Origin of the sequence: Micromonospora sp. KLBMP9576 (assembly GCF_050941805.1) — a bacterium.
GTDB lineage: Bacteria > Actinomycetota > Actinomycetes > Mycobacteriales > Micromonosporaceae > Micromonospora.
Genome location: NZ_CP194567.1, coordinates 2,739,146 through 2,756,194, shown reverse-complemented (window position 1 = coordinate 2,756,194; position 17,049 = coordinate 2,739,146). Strand labels below are relative to the sequence as shown.

The window sequence follows — 17,049 nt, the reverse complement described above, 5'->3', positions numbered from 1 at the left end:
GCGGCGCGATGTCCGTGCGGGAACGCCTCGACGCGACCCTCGCCGCGCACACCTGGATCTGCGAGCACCTGCTCGACGTCCAGCAGCAGGTCACGGACGCGTTCCGGCAGCCCGACGGCCCGGCTGCGGCGCCCGCGCAGCAGGCCCGGGACCTGCTGCACCGGCTCGGCTGCCTGTCGCTGGCCCTCGACCGGCTGGTGGACGACCTCGACGGCGTCGAGGAGTCGACGGGGGCGGGCGAGGAGGCCCTGGTCGGGCTGCTGACCGGCCCGTGCCAGGTCCGGTTCACCGCGGCCACCGGCGAGCCGGTGCGGGTGGAGGCGATGAGCGTCCAGGAGATCCTCGTCGCGGCCCGCGAGCACGTGGCCCGCATCCACGGCATCGTCGAGGCGTACGGCCGACAGCGGTTGACCGTCCGGGCGCAGCGGCTACGTTCCTCCGTGCAGCGGCTGCGGCAGCTCGCGACGCAGGCCACCGCCGAAGGACTGGGCGACGGGACGGACCCGGTGGCGGCGCTCGCCGTCGACGGGCTGCTGGGCCAGCTCGCCGCCGTGGAGACGGCGGGCCGGGGCCGGTGGCTGCGCGGCGACGTCCAGCCGGAACGCGACGACGGGTCGCTGGGGGCAGCCGTCGACCGGGCTGTCGAGCGCACCGACACCGCGCGGCGTCGGCTGCGCCGAAGCTGCCACGCGGAGCTGACCGGGCGGCTGGAGGCGTACCGGCAGAAGGCCGTCGACGAGGGCCGCGCCGAGGATCCGCAGGTCGAGCGGGCCTACCGGGAGGCGCTGACCGCGCTGCGTCCCGGCGTCTTCACCGTGACCGCCGCCGGCCAGGCGGTGCGGACCTACCAGCAGGCCGTGAACGGGGGTACGCGATGACGGCGAGCCGCGGCTGCGCGGAGCGCAACTGTCCCGGCGTGGTGGACGAGGACGGGTACTGCCGGCTGTGGGGGCACGAGTGCACCGGGGCCGGCGGGCAGGTCGGGTCCGGCGGGCAGGTCGGCGTCGATGCGCACGGCGGGGCCGGCGGGCACGGCGGGATCGACGCCGGCCCCGCCGCGGTGCTCGGGCCGGCCTTCGACCCCCGGCCGGGGCGCGCGGCGTCGCGGCCGTGGGAGCGACCGGCCGTGCTGCCGACCGCACGGCCCCACGACCCGCTCACGGCGGTGGTGTCGCAGCCGGTCGTCCCCGAACACTCCCGCTACTGCGTCCGGACGAGCTGCCGCCGCCGGCTGCCCCGCCTCACCGGGTTCTGCCCGGACTGCGGCACCCGGTACTCGTTCACCCCGCCCCTGGCCGACGGCGACCTGCGCGCCGGGCGCTACCGGATCGAGGGCTGCCTCGGCAACGGCGGGGTCGGCTGGGTGTTCCTCGCCCGCGACGAGGACATGGACGGCGCCTGGCGGGTGCTGAAGGGGCAGCGCAACCCGGAGGACCGGGAGGCCATCGCGGCGTTCGTCGCCGAACGGCAGGCGCTGATCGCGCTGAACCACCCGAGGATCGTCACCATCACCCACGCGCTGCGCCCCGAGTCCGACCGGGACGCCGGCTACCTGGTGATGGAGTACGTCAACGGCGGCACCCTGGAGGAGGCCCGCAGCGCGGCCGGCCCGGGCGGCGGGCCCTGCGCGGTGGACGTGGCGCAGGCGCTGGGCTACGCCGTGCAGATCCTCGACGCCTTCGAATACCTGCACGACCAGGGCTGGCTGTACTGCGACCTGAAGCCGGAGAACGTGATGCGGGTCGGCGGCCAGGGCGCCAACGACCCGATCAAGCTGGTCGACTTCGGCGCGGCCCGTCGCATCGACAACACGGTGAGCCCGGCGTGGGGCACCGTGGGCTACACCGCGCCGGAGGTGGAGCGGCTCGGCCCCACCGGCCCGAGCGTCCGGTCGGACCTCTACACGGTGGGCCGGACCCTCGCCGCGCTGGCCCTGGTGCCCCGCTCCACGGAGGTGACCCGGATCCCGGCCGGGCAGGACCTGCTGCGGCTGCCCGTGCCCGCGCGGCTCGACCCGTTCCTGCGGCTGCTCGCCCGGGCCACCGCCGCGGCACCGGACGACCGGTTCGCCACGGCCGCCGAGATGCGCGAGCAGGTCCGGGGCGTACGACGGCAGGTCAGCTCCGCCACCGACGGCGTGCCCCGGCCGACCCGGTCCACCCTGTTCAGCCCGTCCGCGTGCGCCTTCGCCCTGCACACCGACCGCGACGAGCACGACGTCGTGGAGATCGTGACGGGCCTGCCCGTGCCCCTGGTCGACGGCGCCGACCCGGCCGCCGGGTTCCTCGCCTCGCTCGGCTCCGCCGACCCGGCCGAACTCATCGAGCTGTTGAGGACCGCCCCGCAACGGACCGCGCAGGTGACCTACCGCGCCGTGCGGGCCCACCTCGCCGCCGGGCGGGTCGACGAGGCGGAGCCGCTGCTCGCCGCCTTCCCCGAGGAGCTGCGGGACTGGTCGCTGTGGTGGCACCGTGCCCTGGTGGCGCTGGTGGGGCGCGACGCCGCCACCGCCCGACGCCGCTTCGAACAGGTCTACGGCTGGCTGCCCGGCGAGGTCTCCACCCGGCTCGCGTACGCGGTGTCCTGCGAACTCGACGGCGACCCACGCACCGCCGCCGACCACTACCGGGGTGTGTGGGACGCCGACCCGAGCGTGGTGGCCGCGGCCTTCGGGCTGGCCCGCTGCCTGCTGGCGACAGCCGACGCGCGCGGCGCCGCCGACGCCCTGCTGCGGGTGCCGCAGTCGTCCCGCGCCTCGACGGCGGCGGTGACGTGCGCGGTGCGGATCCTGCTCGACGCCCCGGACGACGGGCACCGCCTCGACGCCGCGCTCGAGGCCGCCACGCTCGTCGACAAGCTCCCCCCGTTCGACGAGCGTGAGCAGGTGGAGGCGCACATCCTGCGCATCGCGCTCGACTGCGACCTCACCGAGGCACGACACGGCGGCCGGCTGCTGTTCGGTCACCGGCTCGACGGGGACGCCCTGCGCCGCGCGTTCGAACGCCGCTGCCGCTCGCGCGCCCGGCGGACCGCCGACCGGCGGGAGCGGATCGCGCTCGTCGAGCTGGCCAACGCGTACCGGCCGGTGACGTGGTGGTGAGCCCGGTCGCCGGCCCCGACGAGAAGAGGTCACCCGTGTCCCCCGCCAACGATCTGCCGCTGCGGCTGCGCGTGCACCACACCGAGTGTGTCTCCGCCGACGGGGCGGTCCTCGACGTGGTCGCCACCGTACGGGGCGAGGAGTCCGCCCACGCGGACGTCCGGCACGACGGCCTGGCGGAGGTGATCCTGCTCGACTCCTCGGGCTCGATGGGGGCACCGCAGGCCAAGATGTACGCCGCCCGGCGGGCCACCGCCGCCGCCGTCGACGCCCTGCCCGACGGGGTCGCGTTCGCGGTGGTCGCCGGCACCGCCCGCGCCACGATGGTCTACCCCGGTGACCGGCGGCTGGCGGTGGCCGACGAGACCACCCGCGCCGCCGCCCGCCAGGCCCTGCGGCACGTGACGCCGCACGGCGGCACCGCCATCGGCGCGTGGCTGCGGCTGGCCCGCGAGCTGCTCGCCACGCGCTCCGACGCGATCGGGCACGTCATCCTGCTCACCGACGGCCGCAACGAGTCGCAGGGCCCCGCCGAGCTACGGGCTGCGGTGGACGACTGCGTGGGCCGGTTCACCGTCGACTGCCGCGCCGTGGGCTCGGCCGACGGCGTGCACGACTGGGACGCGGCGGAGCTGCTGGGCATCGCGGAGGCGCTGGGCGCCAATCCCGTCGTGCCGGTCGAGGACCTCGCCGGGCTCGCCGATCAGTTCCGGGCGGTGCTGACCCGCGCGATGTCCCGGCGGGTCCCCGACGTCCGGCTGCGGGTACGCACCACCGGGCTGGCCCGGGTCCGCTTCGTCAAGCAGGTGCACCCGGCGCTCGCCGACCTGAGCGGGCGTGGCGTGCCGGCCGGCGAGCTGAGCACCGACTATCCGGTCGGCGCGTGGAGCCCGCACGACCAGCGCGACTACCACGTGGCCCTGGAGGTGGACGCGATGGCGCCCGGGGCGCGCCGGCGCATCGGTTGGTTGAGTGTGCACGCGGGCGCCGGCGCATCGGTTGGTTGAGTGTGCACGCGGGCGCCGGCACGGAGGCGGTCGAGGTGCCGCTCACCGTGGAGTGGACCGAGGACGCGCTGCGTTACTCGGAACTCAACGAGAGCGTCGCGTACTACACCCGCCAGCAGGACTACGCGGCGGCGGTCCAGCGGGGGCTGACGGCCGCCCGGGCGGGCCGGGTCGCGGAGGCGGAGGAGCACCTCGGGCACGCGGTCGCGCTCGCCCACGCGGCGGGCCGCGACGGCGACATCGCCCTGCTCGCCCGCGTCGTGGACGTCCGGGACGCCGCCGGCGGCCGGGTCCGCCTCAAGCCCGACGTCGACGTCCGGCTCACGCAGTCGTCCCTGGTGGTGGCCCACCACACGTCCCGGTGGGGACCGCAGGAACCGCCCGAGCAACGGGCCGCGCCGGCGCAACCTTCCGCGCCGTGGCGGCACTGCGGCGAGGAGCAGACCGGCGCGTACTGCGAGGGATGCGGCGCCCACCACCTGTCGGCGGCGCGACCCGGCGCGGGCCGGCCCTGAGCAGCCGATGGACCTGGACGTCTCGGACAAGGTCGCCAGCGTCGTCAGCGGCGTGCTGGCGCTCGCCACCGCGATCGTCGCCCTCCGCCACCGCGCCCGCAGCCGACGCGGTTGGTGGAGTTCACTGCGCCCGCTCTGGCACGGGGAGGCCGACGCCGGCATCGTCCATCCGCACCGCTTCGGCGGTTACGTCAAGCCGCTGTCCGAGGTGTACGTGCCGCGCCGGGCGGTGCCCCGGCTCGCCCCGTCCGGCGAGGGCGTCGACGTGGCGGATCTGCTCACCGGCGCCGGCAACGTGTTGCTGATCGGGGAGCCGGGCAGCGGAAAGACGGCGCTGGTGCGTTACGAGAGCGCGCGCTCGGCGCGGCGGTGGCTCGCCGCACGCGGCCGACGGCGCAGCTGCCCGCCCGGGCCGGTGCTGGTGAGCCTGCCGGCCGCCGCCCTGGTGCACCAGCCGCTGCCCGCCGCGCTCGCCGAGGCGTACCCGGGCGACGGCACCCGCCTCGACGTGGAGCGGCCACCCGTTCCCGGCCGGCGGTGGCTGGTCTGCGTCGACGCGCTCGACGCCGTCGCCGACCCGGACGAGCGGGCCGTCGTCCTCAACCGCCTCGCGCAGCTGGCCCGCTCCCCCGGCCCGGCCGCCGCGACCCGGCCCTGGCGGCTGCTGGTGACCACCCGGCACCTGGCGGAGGACGAGCTGGCCGTGCTGGGCGACGACTACCCCGCCTACCACCTGGCGCACTTCACCGACGCCGACGTAGCGCTGCTGGCGGCCCGCTGGTTTCCCGACGACCACACCGCCCGCAGCTTCCTGGACTGGACGCACGCGCAGCGCATCACCGAACCGGTGCACAACCCGCTCACCGCCACCGTCGCCGTGCTGGTCTGGGAGGGCGGGCAGGCGGGGGCCGCCCCGACGCCCGGCCCGGCCGCCCTGCTCGACGAGTTCGTCCGCGCCCTGCTGCGCGGCGGCCGGGCCAGCCTGGACGCCGCCTGCGAGGCGCTGCGGCACCGCCCACCCGAGGGCGAGGCGGTCGCCGCCTGGCTGGGCACCCGGCACACCGACCTGGTCGAGGTGGCCGCGACCGCCGCCGTCGCCGGTGGCGACCCGGTGGCGGCGGTCGTCGACTGGTCGGCGGCACACGCGCCGGCCTCCCCGGTGGCGGTGCTGCCCGACTGGCCCGCGCACGTGCGGCAGGTCCTGCTCGCCACCGACCTCTTCCGCGCCGACCGGCACGCCCTGGCGTCGGTCTGGCCCAGCCTGGTGGAGTACCTGGCGGCCGGGCCGCTGGCCCGGGACTGGCGGCCGGACGAGTGGGTGACGCTGATGAACACCGGCCCGACGCGGTTCGTGGCGTTGCGGGCGATCAGCCGCGCCGCCGTCGCGCCGGCGTTCCTGCGCGAGCGACTCACGGAGCCGCACGGGGCGATCGCCGCCGGTCATCTGCTCGCCGACCGGGGCACGGCCGGCACCGGCGCGCCGGCGTTCCGGGCGGACGTGCTGGCGGCGCTGCTCACCCACTGGTCCGGCGGGCCGGACGGCCCCGCCGGACACGACGCCGCGCGGGAGTGCTTCTCGCTGTTGACGACGCTGGCGGCGGGCCGCGCCGACCGGGACCTGCTGCACGAGATCGCCACGGACCCGCGACGGCCGGGAGACGTCCGCCGGGCCGCCGCCCTCTTCTTCGCCGTACGCACCCGCAACGCCCACCGTTCGCCCGCGCCGGGGTGAGCACGGCGGCCACCCCGGCGCGGGCGGGCGGGGGCGCGGTCTATCGGTTCGGCCGCGGGCCGACGAGGGTCCAGCGGAAGCCGGCCGGGTCGCGGAGGGTGACCTGGTGCGGCGCCTGGGACTGGGGCTCGACCTGGGCACCGGCGGCCAGCGCCCGACGCAGCACCGACTCGGCGTCGGCCCGTTCGATGATCAGCGCGCCCGCGCCGTCCGTGGGCCGCCCGGCCTGCGGACCCGCCTCGTGCCACTCGCTGACGGTCAGCCGGTGGCCGCCGACGGCCAGCTCGGCGCGCAGCACGTGCCCGTCGAGCAGGCACTCGCGGTCGAGCTGGACCGCGCCGAACACCTCCGTGTAGAAGGCGACGGCCCGCGCCGTGTCGCTGACCGCCACGTGGCGCCCCGGCCGCTGGCCGCGGGTGCGCACGGGACTGCCGCCGGCCGTCACTCGGCGATCCGGGTGCGGCCGGTCCACCGGAAGACCACGGGAACGTCGACGAGGTCGAGGGAGGAGACCCGCTCGAAGTGCTCGTAGCCGCCGTAGTGCCGGACCTTGACCTTCTGCGCCACCTGCCCCGTCCGGTGACTGCGCAGGTCGGCCGGGAAGTCGGCCGGGCCGCCCTCGAGGACGACGTCGATGACGTCGGCGGCGTCCCGCAGGACCGGCTGCGGCTGCGCCGGCCGGGCGGACCGGTCGTCGGTGTCGACCTTCGCGCCGCCCGCCGCGCGGGCAGTGGTGACCGACTCGGAAACGTCTCTCATGACACGACCTCCGTCGTATTCCGCGTGCCTCGGGCGGGCCCGCCGCTGCCGGCGGCGGACGCGTCCGCACAGGCCTGACGACACCCGCTGCCGGGCGCCCGGAGGGCGTGCCGTGGCGAACCGCGCCGCCCCTGACCAGCCGTCCGTTCTCCTCGAACGTAATCCTGGTCACCATTCACCGGACACCCTTACCGCCCCCTGGGAGAGGCGTCGGCGACCACGCTGTTTCTGCGGCGCACCCGGCAGCGGCGGGCGCGCTCCCGGGCGGTACGAGCCGCTCGGCCGCAGCGGCGGGCGACCTGGCCGCCGGAGGCGGATTGCGCCGCGGGCGCTCCCCCGCGGGTACGGCGGCACGCCAGGGTTGGCGCACCAGGACAGGGGTGGCGCGGGCTGCTGCCCGGCGACTACGGTCGGGACACCGGACGTTCCCGCCGCCGGCCCCGGGGCCGGCATCACCGGGGCACCCGTCGGCCGGCGGCCGGGCTCCGGGGTCGGCACCGGGCCCCGACCCGCAGGAGGACGTCGATGTCGCTGTTGAGCTGGCTGGCGGAAGCCACCGACGAGCGGCCGGACGCGGTGCGGGTGGGCGACGACGCGGTGTCCTGGCCGCGGCTGCGCGGTCTCGCCGCCGCGGTCGCGGACCGGCTGCACGGCCTCGACCGGGTCGCCATCGAGGCGACGCCCACGTTGCACACGGTCGTGGGCGTCACGGGCGCGCTGGCCGCGGGCGCCGCCGTGGTGCCCGTGCCGCCGGACGCCGGGCCCCGCGAACGCGACCATATCCTGCGCGACTGCGGCGCGCAGGCGCTGCTGGCCCCGTCGGGCACCCCCGTCCCCGGGGGCGGGCCGCCGGTGGTCCCCGTCGACCTTCGGCAGGCGTCCGACACCGTTCACCGGGAACCCGACCCGCGGGACACCGCGCTGATCCTCTACACCAGCGGGACCACGGGAGCGCCGAAGGGCGCGGTGCTCTCCCGCCGGGCGATCGCCGCGTGCCTGGACGGGCTCGCCGAGGCGTGGGCGTGGACCCCCGACGACCTGCTGGTACACGGCCTGCCGCTGTTCCACGTGCACGGCCTGGTGCTCGGGGTGCTCGGGCCGCTGCGGGTGGGCGGCCGGCTGCACCACGTCGGCCGGCCCCGCCCCGAGCGGTACGCCGCCGCCGCCGGGTCGCTCTACTTCGGCGTGCCCACGGTGTGGTCGCGCATCCGCGACGACCCGGCCGCCGCCCGCGCGCTGCGCCCCGCCCGACTGCTCGTCTCCGGCAGCGCGCCGCTGCCGGAGGCCGTCTTCTCGGGGCTGGCCGCGCTGAGCGGGCACCGCGTCGTCGAGCGGTACGGCATGACGGAAACCCTGATCACGTTGAGCGGGCGGGCCGACGCGCCACGGCGCGCCGGCACCGTCGGGACGGCGCTGCCGGGCGTACGCACCCGGATCGTCGACGAGCACGGCGCGGCGGTGCCCGCCGACGGGGCCGCGATGGGCGAGTTGCTGGTGCGCGGCCCGACCCTGTTCGAGGGCTACCTCAACCGTCCGGACGCCGACGCCGCGAGCCGCACGCCGCAGGGCTGGTTCCGCACCGGTGACGTGGCGAGCGTCGGCCCGGACGGCTGGCACCGCATCGTCGGCCGCGCCGCCACCGATCTGATCAAGAGCGGCGGCTACCGGATCGGTGCGGGCGAGGTCGAGGACGCGCTGCTCGCCCACCCCCGGGTCCGGGAGGCGGCCGTGGTGGGCACCCCCCACCCCGACCTGGGGCAGCAGGTCACCGCGTACGTCGTCGGCGACGGGATCAGCGACCGGGAGCTGATCGACTTCGTGGCCCGCCACCTGTCGGTCCACAAGCGGCCACGGCAGGTGCGGTTGGTCGACGCGCTGCCCCGCAACGCCCTCGGCAAGGTGCAGAAGAGCCTGCTCGGCGCGGAGTGACGCCCCGGCGCCGACGCGGGCCGGCTCAGGCGGGGGCGGGCACGCCGATCGCGGTGACCACCAGCCCTCGGTCGACGCGGTACCGGCCGGTGAAGGCGCCCAGCCGGGTCCCGTCGAGCACCGGCCCGGGCACGAGCAGGGTGGCGTGGAACAGGCCGGCGGCCGGGTCCACGACGATGTCGGCCTCGGAGAAGTCGAGCCAGCGCCGGGTGAGCGGAAACCAGGCCTTGTAGACCGACTCCTTGGCGCTGAACAGCAGCCTGTCCCAGCAGACGGCCGGTTGCGCGGCGGCCAGCCGGGCCAGGCGCTCGCGCTCCGCCGGTAGGGCGATCGCGTCGAGTACGCCGTCCGGCAGGGGGGCGTGCGGTTCGGCGTCCACACCGAGGGTGACGAAGGCCGTCCGCCGGCCGAGGACGGCCGCCCGGTATCCCGCGCAGTGCGTCATGCTGCCCACCACGCCGTCCGGCCAGAGCGGTGCGCCTCGTTGCCCGGACAGGATCGGCACCGCCGGCAACCCGAGCGTGGCCAGGGCCCGGCGGGCGCAGTGCCGCACCGTGGTGAACTCCCGTCGGCGCTTGTCGCTGCCCCGCTGCCTGGACTACGTCGCCCGGCGCAGCACCACGACGCTCACCGCGGGTGATGATCGCCGCGCAGGGTGCTCACGGAATCCCCCCCGGACGTCGCCCGGCGCGCGCCTGCTCACGGAATCCCCCCGGACCGCGCCCTGGCACCCCGAGGCCTACGAGGGGCTGCTCCAGCCCGCCCGGCTCCAGCGGATCCGGGTGCCGCTGCTCACCTCCCACGGGACGTTCGAGCTGCTCGCGGCCCGGCTCGGCGTACCGGTCGCCAGGAGCGTCGCCGACGAGTGCCACCGGATCAGTGGTGGCAGCCCCCTGCTCGTGCAGGCGTTGGCCGACGACCAGCTCGCCGAGGGGGCCGCCCGCGACGACCGGCCGGTGCTCGGCGAGGCGTTCCGCGACGCCGTGCTGAGCTGCCTCTACCGCTGCGAACACCTGCTGCTGCGGGCCGCCCGGGCGCTCGCGGTCAGCGGGCAGTCGCTGCGCGGGGGCCTGTCCGCCCGCCTCGTCGAGGGTCACGGCGCGGCGGTGCTCGAGTCGATCGACGTGAACACCAGCGGGGGCCTCGTCGTGGACGGCCGGCTGCGGCACCCGGCCGTCGGCCAGGCGGTGCTCGACGGGATGACGGCGGAGGAACGCGTACGCCTGCACCGGCAGGCCGCGGGCCTGCTGCACCGCGACGGCGCGCCGGCCGGCGAGGTGGCGCGGCACGTGGTCCAGGCCGGCACGCCCGTCGAGCCCTGGATGACGCAGGCACTCGTCGAGGGCGGCGAACAGGCGCTGCGCGACGGCGATGTGCACACCTCGCTGCGCTACCTGCGGCAGGCCAACCGGGAGTGCCCCGACGACGGTGCCCGCACCCGTGTACGGTCCGCGCTGGTCCGGGCCGAGTGGCAGCTCGACCCGCAGGCCGTACTGCCGCACCTGCCGGGGCTGGTCGACGCGGTGCGGTCGGGACACCTGGGGGCCCACCAGGCCGCCCGGCCCGTCCACTACCTGCTCTGGCACGGCCTCGTCGACACGGCCGTCGAACTCGTCAAGCTCCTGCGCGAGCGCCACGAAACCGGCGACACGCAGTCCGTCACGGACCTGTTCGTCACGAACGGATGGCTGACGATGCTCTATCCGGGGGCGCGGGCGGACAGTCCGGCGCCGCCCCTGCCGACGCACGACCCGCCCGCCCTCTCCCGCATCAGGCAGCAACTCCAGGGCGCCAACATGCTCGGCGCCGTCCTGGAGCGCGGCGACAGCGCCGCGGTGGACGACGCCGAGCAGGCGTTGCACGCCGCCGGGCCGGACCTCGACACCTCCTGCTGGACGGCGGTCTGTGTCCTGCAGGCGATGATCTACGCGGACCGGTTGGACATGGCCGAACACTGGCGTACCCGGCTGCGTGACGCCGCCGCCACCCACCGCCACCCGACCCCGTCGGCGGTGCTCGACGCGCTGGCGGCGGTGATCGCGTTGCGTCGCGGCGACCTGTCCGGCGCGCGGAGACTGGCCGACGGCGCGCTCGCGCGACTGCCCGCGCGCGGCTGGGGTGTCGCCATCGGCCTTCCGCTGGCCGTGCGCCTGCGCGCGCTGACGTCCCTGGGCGAGCTCGACACGGCGGCGGAGTGCCTCCGCGTGCCGGTGCCGGCCGCCCTGTTCGAGACGCGCCTGGGACTGCACTACCTGCACGCGCGCGGCGGGTACGCGCTCGCGGCCGACAATCCGGCGGCCGCCCTGGCCGACTTCCAGCTCTGCGGGCGCCTGATGGCCCAGTGGCGGCTCGACCTGCCGGCGCTCGTGCCGTGGCGCACCGACGCGGCCCGGGCGCTGCTGCGTCAGGGCAACCGTCAGCAGGCCGAGATCCTGGTCCGTGAGGAGTTGGCCAGGCTGCGTCCGGGGCACCTGCGCCAGCGCGGCGCGGCGCTGCGGGTGCTCGCCACCGTGACGGACCCGCCGGATCGGCTGGAGCACCTGCGGGCGTCCGTGCACGCGCTGCAACAGTCCGACGACCGGCTGGAACTGGCCCACAGCCTCACCGACCTCGGCCACGCCCACCAGGTCCTCGGGGATCACCGGCAGGCCCGCGGCGCGGCCCGGGCGGCCCGCACCCTCGCCGAGGAGTGCGGCCTGCCGCTGCCGGGGCAGGATCCGCCGTCGGCCGGGCGGGCAACGGCACGGCCGCGGGGCACGCCCGGCCCCGTCGACGGTCTCAGCGACGCGGAGAGCAGGGTCGCGATCCTCGCCGCGCAGGGCCACACCAACCGCGAGATCGCCGACAAGCTCTTCCTCACCGTCAGCACGATCGAGCAGCGCCTGACCCGCGTCTACCGCAAGCTGGCCGTGAACTCCCGCAGCGAGCTCGCCGCGCGGCTGCGGCCACCCCATCCCGGGGCGATCGCGGCGGGTCGCGGCGCGGCGGTCACGGACGACGCCGGCCGTCGCCGGGTCGCGGGGTCCGGGCACCCGCAGACGCCGGGCGGGCCCGGCTCCCACTGACCGGGGCGCGTGCCCGTCGACCGGGCCCGCCGTACGGGCCTCAGCGCCGTCGGCCGACGGCACGGGTTCCGTCATGCGTGGGCGCGTCGCGCGCATACCCTCCTGCCGGCCGCTCGCGCAACCCCTTGGGGCCGCTGAAATCCCGCCATCGTCCCGCCAAAGCGTGGGGTCTGACGCCCGTTGTCGGGCCGGCGGGCCGGTGCCAAACTCCCCTCAGCGATCGGCCCGCCACCCACGGCGGGCCAGGTCAGGCCCATCGACCCGATGGTGGTGTCCGCGGCTCCAGACGTCCGCGGCACCCCGGATCGGGTGGCGGCGTCCGTCCCAGGGGTGGTGCCCGGACCGGTCCTGCGGTCCGGGCACCGCCGACGAGAGAGGCACACGCACGTGATTCTGGCGCAGCGGGAGGAACAACTCACCCGGCTCCGTAACGCCTTCCTGTCCTGCCGGGAGCAGCGGCGGGGGCACGTCGCGCTGCTCACCGGTGCCGTCGGCAGCGGCAAGACCAGCGTCCTGGACGTCTTCGGCGCCTGGTCCGCCAGCGCCGGCGCCCGGGTGCTCGCCGCCGCCGGTTCCCGGGCCGAGCGGCAGCTCGACCTCGGCATCCTGCGCCAGCTCCTGCACAGTGCCCGGCCCGACGCGCGGCAGGCGACCGTCGTGGACCGGCTGCTCGGTGACGGCGTCGCGGCCCTGCCCCTGCCGGAGTCCGACCGGGACGACGGCGACTCGCGCGCCCTCGACCAGGCCTGGGCGCCGCTGCTGCACGGCGTGTTCACCGCGCTGACCGACCTGGCCGACCGGGCTCCGCTGGTCATCGTGGTGGACGACGCGCACCACGCCGACCCCGCGTCGCTGCACTGCCTGCTCTACGTGGCGCGACGCCTGCGACACGCGCAGATCATGATCCTGCTGGCCGAGGCCGGTACGCTGCGGCCGGCCCACCCGCACTTCCGCGCGGAGCTGCTCAGCCTGCCGCACCTCTCCCGGGTCGCGCTTCCCCCGCTGGGCGCGGCGGCGATCGCACAGCTGGTCGACAGCGGCCACGGGCGGGCCGAGGCCCGGCTGGCCGCCGAGCGCTGCCTCGCCGTCACCGGCGGCAATCCCCTGCTGGCCCGGGCGCTGGTCGAGCAGCAGGGCGGCGGGATCGGCCACGAGGCCGACGGGGCCGGCGGCGACGCCTTCGAGCAGGCCGTGATCGGGTGCCTCTACCGCCACGAGCCGCCCGTCCGCCGGGTGGCCCAGGCGCTGGCCGTGCTCCATCGTCCGGCCCCCGCCGAGCTGCTCGGACAGGTGCTCGACGTGGCGGCCGAAGCCGCGGTGCCCGCCGTACGGGTGCTGCGGATGTCGGGTCTCGTCGACGTCGACCGGTTGCGTCACCCGCGCATCCTGCGCGCGATCCTGGCCGACCTGCCACCCGAGGAGCGTCGTGCCCTGCACCGGCGGGCCGCCGAGGTGCTGCACGACAACGGCACCGACGCGAGCGTGGTCGCCGAACACCTGGTGGCCGCCGGCTGGGCGGGCCGCCCGTGGGCGGCGTCCGTCCTGCGGGAGGCCGCCGGGCAGGCGCTGGCCGCCGGCCGCCCCGACGTGACGGCCGCCTGCCTGCGGCTGGCGGGACGGGCCGCGACGGGCGACGGGCAGCGCGACCGGGTCGACGCGATGCTGGTGAACGCGCGCTGGCAGGTGAACCCGCTCGCCGCCAACGGCCACCTGAACGACCTCGTCGAGGCGGCCCGCGCGGGCGGCTGGTCCACCCTGTCAGCGGTGCCCTACCTGCTCTGGCAGGGGCGGATGGAGGAGGCCGTCGAGGCGGTGACGGCCGGCCCGGCAGAGGACGACGGCGCCCGCGATCAGCGTCAGATGTGGCAGCTGCTCGTCTCGCTCTCCTGCCCGGACGAGCTGCGCGCCGTGCGGGAGGCCCCGCACCCGTGGGCCCACGGCGGCGGCCACGCCGGCACCGACCCGTCGTTGCAGGCGCTGGCGCTGCTCGGTTCCGCCCTGATGCCGGCCGCCGGGACGGACACCGTCGGCGCCGCCGAGCAGTTCGTCCAGCGTCACCACGCCGACGAGGGCGCCCTGGGCATGCTCACCACCGCCCTGCTGGCGCTGCTCTGGAAGGGCCGCTCCGACCGGGCCGCGTACTGGGCCGACCTGCTGCTCGACCGCCCCGCGACGCGGCACGCCCCGGCCTGGCGGGCCGTCCTGCGTGCCGTGCGCGCCGAGGCGGCGCTGCGCCTCGGCGACCTGCCGGACGCGGAGCGGCACGCGCGCACCGCCCTGGAGGACCTGCCCCCGGCGGCGTGGGGAGTCGCCGTTGCCGGCCCGCTGGCCACCCTCGTCTCCTGCGCGACCGAGGCCGGCCGGCCGCACGAGGCGGAGCGCTGGCTCGCGATCGCCCTTCCCCCGGGCACCATCCGCACCCCCCTCGGCCTGCACTATCTCGCGGCCCGGGCCCGCCACCACCTGGCGGTGGGGCGGCCGCTCGCCGCCGCCAACGACCTGCGCCGGTGCGGTGAGCTGATGAGCACCTGGGGCATCGACGGGGGCTCGCTGGTGCCCTGGCGCCTCGAGCTGGCCCGGGTCCAGTTCGCCGTCGGCAACAAGACCAACGGCACCAAGCTGCTGCTGGATCAGCTCCGCGCGCCGCACGGGATCGACAACCGCACGAGGGGCCGCGCCCTGCGCCTGCTGTCCGGCACCGCCCCCCAGGAGCAGCGCCGCAAGCTGCTCTCGGAGGCGGTCCACCTGCTGCACGTCAGCGGCGACCGGCTGGAGCTGATCCGGGCGCTGGGCGACACCGGCCAGTCGCTGCACCGCGCCGGCGACTCGGCCCGCGCCCGGGTGGTCGTGCGCCGCGCGTACCAGCTGGCCCAGGACTGTGGGGCGGCCGTGCTGGCCCAGCGGCTGATCCGGCGCGAGCAGGCGGGGCCCGACGCGCCGGTGGGCTCGCAGCCGGCGAGGCCGGCCTGTCCGCCGGCCGCGCGGGCCGGCGAGGCGGACGACGGGCTGAGCGAGGCGGAGCGACGCGTCGCCGCCCTCGCGGCACAGGGGCACAGCAACCGGCAGATCTCCGGGCAGCTCTACATCACGGTCAGCACCGTGGAGCAGCACCTGACGCGGGTGTACCGCAAGCTGAACGTCAAGCGCCGCACCGACCTGCCGACCCGGCTCCTCGCGTACGCCGAACCGCCCGCCGACCGGGAGCTCGGCGTCGTCTCCTGACCAGCAACCACCCGCCGCGACCGGGGGCGTGGTGCGTTCGCCCACCGTACGGGTGAGATCCGTCCGACCTCGGCGGCGGTGGCGGACTTCGGTGGACTAATGGATACGTGAAAGTCCTAGCGATCATCATCGGGGGTGGCATCGGCGCCACCCTGAGGTACGTCCTGGGGCTCAACTTCGCCCCGCCCACGCCGCCGGACTTCCCCTGGGTCACCTTCGTGGTCAACATGGTGGGCGCCTTCGCCCTCGGCGCCGTGATGACGCTGCTCGCGGCGCACCGGCTACCGGGCCCGTGGGGCAAGCCGTTCCTCTCGACCGGCCTCATCGGCGGGTTCACCACCTGGTCGCACTTCATCGTCGAGGCCGATCAACTGATCGGGGCGCGACGCAGCGGGACCGGCATCATCTATCTCGTCGTGAGCATCGTCCTCGGGGTGGTCGCCGCGGCACTCGGCGCCCGCCTCGCGGAACTGCGGGTGGGCCGTCCGACGGGCAGGCACGCCTGATGTGGGTGGGCATCGGGGTGTTCCTGGCCGGCGGGCTCGGCGCGCTGAGCCGCGCCGGGGTCGACGCGCTGGTGAAGCCGTGGTGGAAGGGGCGGGTCACGGGATCCGGCAGGGCCTTCCCGGCGAGCACCTTCCTGATCAATGTCTCCGGCGCCTTCGTGCTCGGGATCGTCACCGGCTACGCCGCGAAGAACCTCGGTGGTGGGGCGCAGGACTTCGCCACGGTCGCCGGGGTCGGCTTCCTCGGCGCCTACACCACCTTCTCCACGGAGGAGTGGCACACGCTGGGACTGCTGCGCAGGAACGCCGCCGTCGAGGCCTTCAACGTGCTCGGCAGCCTCGGCGCGAGCCTTGTCCTGGCCGCGTTCGGCCTGTGGCTCGGCAGTCTGATCTAGGGGCCGTCCCGGCAGCGGCCCGGAGGGACTACCGGGGCGTCAGCACGCAGAACCCGTTGCCGTCGGGATCGGCCATCGCCACCCGGGCCGCTTCGCCCCTGTCGGTGTCGATCCGGGTAGCCCCGAGGGTGAGCAGGCGGTCCACCTCTGCCTGCCGGTCACCGGGCACGGGTGGGGCGAGGTCGAAGTGCACCCGCTCCCGGCCGTCGCCCGACATCAACGGCGGGCCGCCCCACGTGATCTTCGGACCGCCGTGGGGTGAGCGGATCGCGGTCTCCTGGTCCTGGTCCCAGACCAGCGGCCACCCCAGCGCCGCGCTCCAGAAATAGCCGACCTCCCGCGAACCGTCGCAGGCCAGCGCGCCGACGAAGCCGCAGTCGGCGAGGAACTTGTTGCCCGGTTCGATGACGCAGAACTCGTTGCCCTCGGGGTCGGCGAGCACCACGTGACCCTCCTCCGGGCGCTGGCCGATGTCGATGTGTTGCGCGCCGAGCCGCAGCGACCTGGCGACCGTCCGCTGCTGGTCCTGCGGGGAGCTGCTCGTCAGGTCGAAGTGCATCGGGTTCTGGGTGGCCTTCTCCCGCTCGGTCGGCAGGAAACGCAGGCGGAACCCGGTGTCGTCGGTGGGCAGCAGCGTGACGCCGTCGTGCGGGTCGTCGACCAGCTCCCACTCCAGAAGCTCGGACCAGAACCGCCCGAGACGAAGCGGCTGGCGCGCGTGAAGGCAGACCGCGAACAGTTGAGAGGTCATCGCTGCCCAGCTCCGATCCGGGTGGCCGACGGCCGGCGGCGGGGTGCCTGCCGGCCTGCCGGAGCCTA

14 protein-coding genes are annotated in these 17,049 nt (G+C 76.2%); 10 read left to right on the top strand and 4 right to left on the bottom strand.

The genetic code is table 11. The features are described 5' to 3' along the window. The first annotated feature begins 8 nt into the window (after positions 1–8). Genes ACQ452_RS12270 through ACQ452_RS12250 form a run of 5 tightly spaced genes read left to right on the top strand, consistent with a single transcriptional unit; the run spans position 9 to position 6,354 of the window. Complete coding sequence (locus tag ACQ452_RS12270) at positions 9–878, top strand: hypothetical protein (RefSeq protein WP_433393239.1); 870 nt, start codon at positions 9–11, stop codon at positions 876–878. Beyond that, positions 875–3,100, top strand: a complete 2,226-nt coding sequence (locus ACQ452_RS12265) for a tetratricopeptide repeat protein (RefSeq protein ID WP_433393237.1) — start codon at positions 875–877, stop codon at positions 3,098–3,100. The genes ACQ452_RS12270 and ACQ452_RS12265 overlap by 4 nt, the downstream gene beginning before the upstream one ends. Before the next feature lie 35 nt (positions 3,101–3,135). Further along, on the top strand, positions 3,136–4,107 hold the full coding sequence (locus tag ACQ452_RS12260; protein ID WP_433393235.1) for a VWA domain-containing protein: 972 nt from the start codon (positions 3,136–3,138) through the stop codon (positions 4,105–4,107). Between the two features lie 2 nt (positions 4,108–4,109). Continuing rightward, complete coding sequence (locus ACQ452_RS12255; RefSeq protein WP_433394116.1) at positions 4,110–4,622, top strand: hypothetical protein; 513 nt, start codon at positions 4,110–4,112, stop codon at positions 4,620–4,622. Positions 4,623–4,629: 7 nt separating this feature from the next. After that, on the top strand, positions 4,630–6,354 hold the full coding sequence (locus tag ACQ452_RS12250) for a hypothetical protein (RefSeq protein WP_433393233.1): 1,725 nt from the start codon (positions 4,630–4,632) through the stop codon (positions 6,352–6,354). A gap of 40 nt (positions 6,355–6,394) precedes the next feature. Here ACQ452_RS12250 and ACQ452_RS12245 read toward each other — a convergent pair whose 3' ends face one another. Together ACQ452_RS12245 and ACQ452_RS12240 are read right to left on the bottom strand one after the other, a co-directional pair. Then, positions 6,395–6,745, bottom strand: a complete 351-nt coding sequence (locus ACQ452_RS12245) for a VOC family protein (RefSeq protein ID WP_433393232.1) — start codon at positions 6,743–6,745, stop codon at positions 6,395–6,397. Positions 6,746–6,795: 50 nt separating this feature from the next. Then, positions 6,796–7,113 (bottom strand): DUF5988 family protein, encoded by a 318-nt coding sequence (locus tag ACQ452_RS12240; protein WP_433393230.1) that lies wholly within the window; start codon positions 7,111–7,113, stop codon positions 6,796–6,798. Between the two features lie 525 nt (positions 7,114–7,638). Between ACQ452_RS12240 and ACQ452_RS12235 the strand changes: the two genes are divergently transcribed. Then, positions 7,639–9,042, top strand: coding sequence for an acyl-CoA synthetase (locus tag ACQ452_RS12235; protein WP_433393229.1), 1,404 nt, complete (start codon positions 7,639–7,641; stop codon positions 9,040–9,042). 25 nt (positions 9,043–9,067) lie between these two features. On the opposite strand, the gene ACQ452_RS12230 is transcribed toward ACQ452_RS12235, so the two are convergent. Beyond that, the gene (locus ACQ452_RS12230) at positions 9,068–9,595 is read right to left on the bottom strand and encodes a 4'-phosphopantetheinyl transferase family protein (RefSeq protein ID WP_433393227.1); all 528 of its coding nucleotides are present in this window, start codon (positions 9,593–9,595) and stop codon (positions 9,068–9,070) included. Between the two features lie 22 nt (positions 9,596–9,617). On the opposite strand from ACQ452_RS12230, the gene ACQ452_RS12225 reads away from it, so the two are divergent. The 4 genes from ACQ452_RS12225 to ACQ452_RS12210 all read left to right on the top strand — a co-directional run bounded on the left by ACQ452_RS12225 (position 9,618) and on the right by ACQ452_RS12210 (position 16,230). Continuing rightward, on the top strand, positions 9,618–12,107 hold the full coding sequence (locus ACQ452_RS12225; protein WP_433393225.1) for a LuxR C-terminal-related transcriptional regulator: 2,490 nt from the start codon (positions 9,618–9,620) through the stop codon (positions 12,105–12,107). A gap of 387 nt (positions 12,108–12,494) precedes the next feature. Beyond that, positions 12,495–15,329 carry a helix-turn-helix transcriptional regulator gene (locus ACQ452_RS12220; RefSeq protein ID WP_433393223.1) on the top strand — a complete coding sequence of 945 codons (2,835 nt, stop codon included), beginning with the start codon at positions 12,495–12,497 and terminating at the stop codon, positions 15,327–15,329. A 107-nt stretch (positions 15,330–15,436) separates the two neighbouring features. Next, positions 15,437–15,835 (top strand): fluoride efflux transporter CrcB, encoded by a 399-nt coding sequence (crcB, locus tag ACQ452_RS12215; RefSeq protein ID WP_433393221.1) that lies wholly within the window; start codon positions 15,437–15,439, stop codon positions 15,833–15,835. Then, the gene (locus ACQ452_RS12210; protein ID WP_433393219.1) at positions 15,835–16,230 is read left to right on the top strand and encodes a fluoride efflux transporter FluC; all 396 of its coding nucleotides are present in this window, start codon (positions 15,835–15,837) and stop codon (positions 16,228–16,230) included. Before crcB ends, ACQ452_RS12210 begins: the two co-directional genes overlap by 1 nt. Positions 16,231–16,258: 28 nt before the next feature. Here the strand turns inward: ACQ452_RS12210 and ACQ452_RS12205 are convergent, their stop codons facing one another. Beyond that, the gene (locus ACQ452_RS12205; protein ID WP_433393217.1) at positions 16,259–16,981 is read right to left on the bottom strand and encodes a VOC family protein; all 723 of its coding nucleotides are present in this window, start codon (positions 16,979–16,981) and stop codon (positions 16,259–16,261) included. Positions 16,982–17,049: the final 68 nt, after the last annotated feature.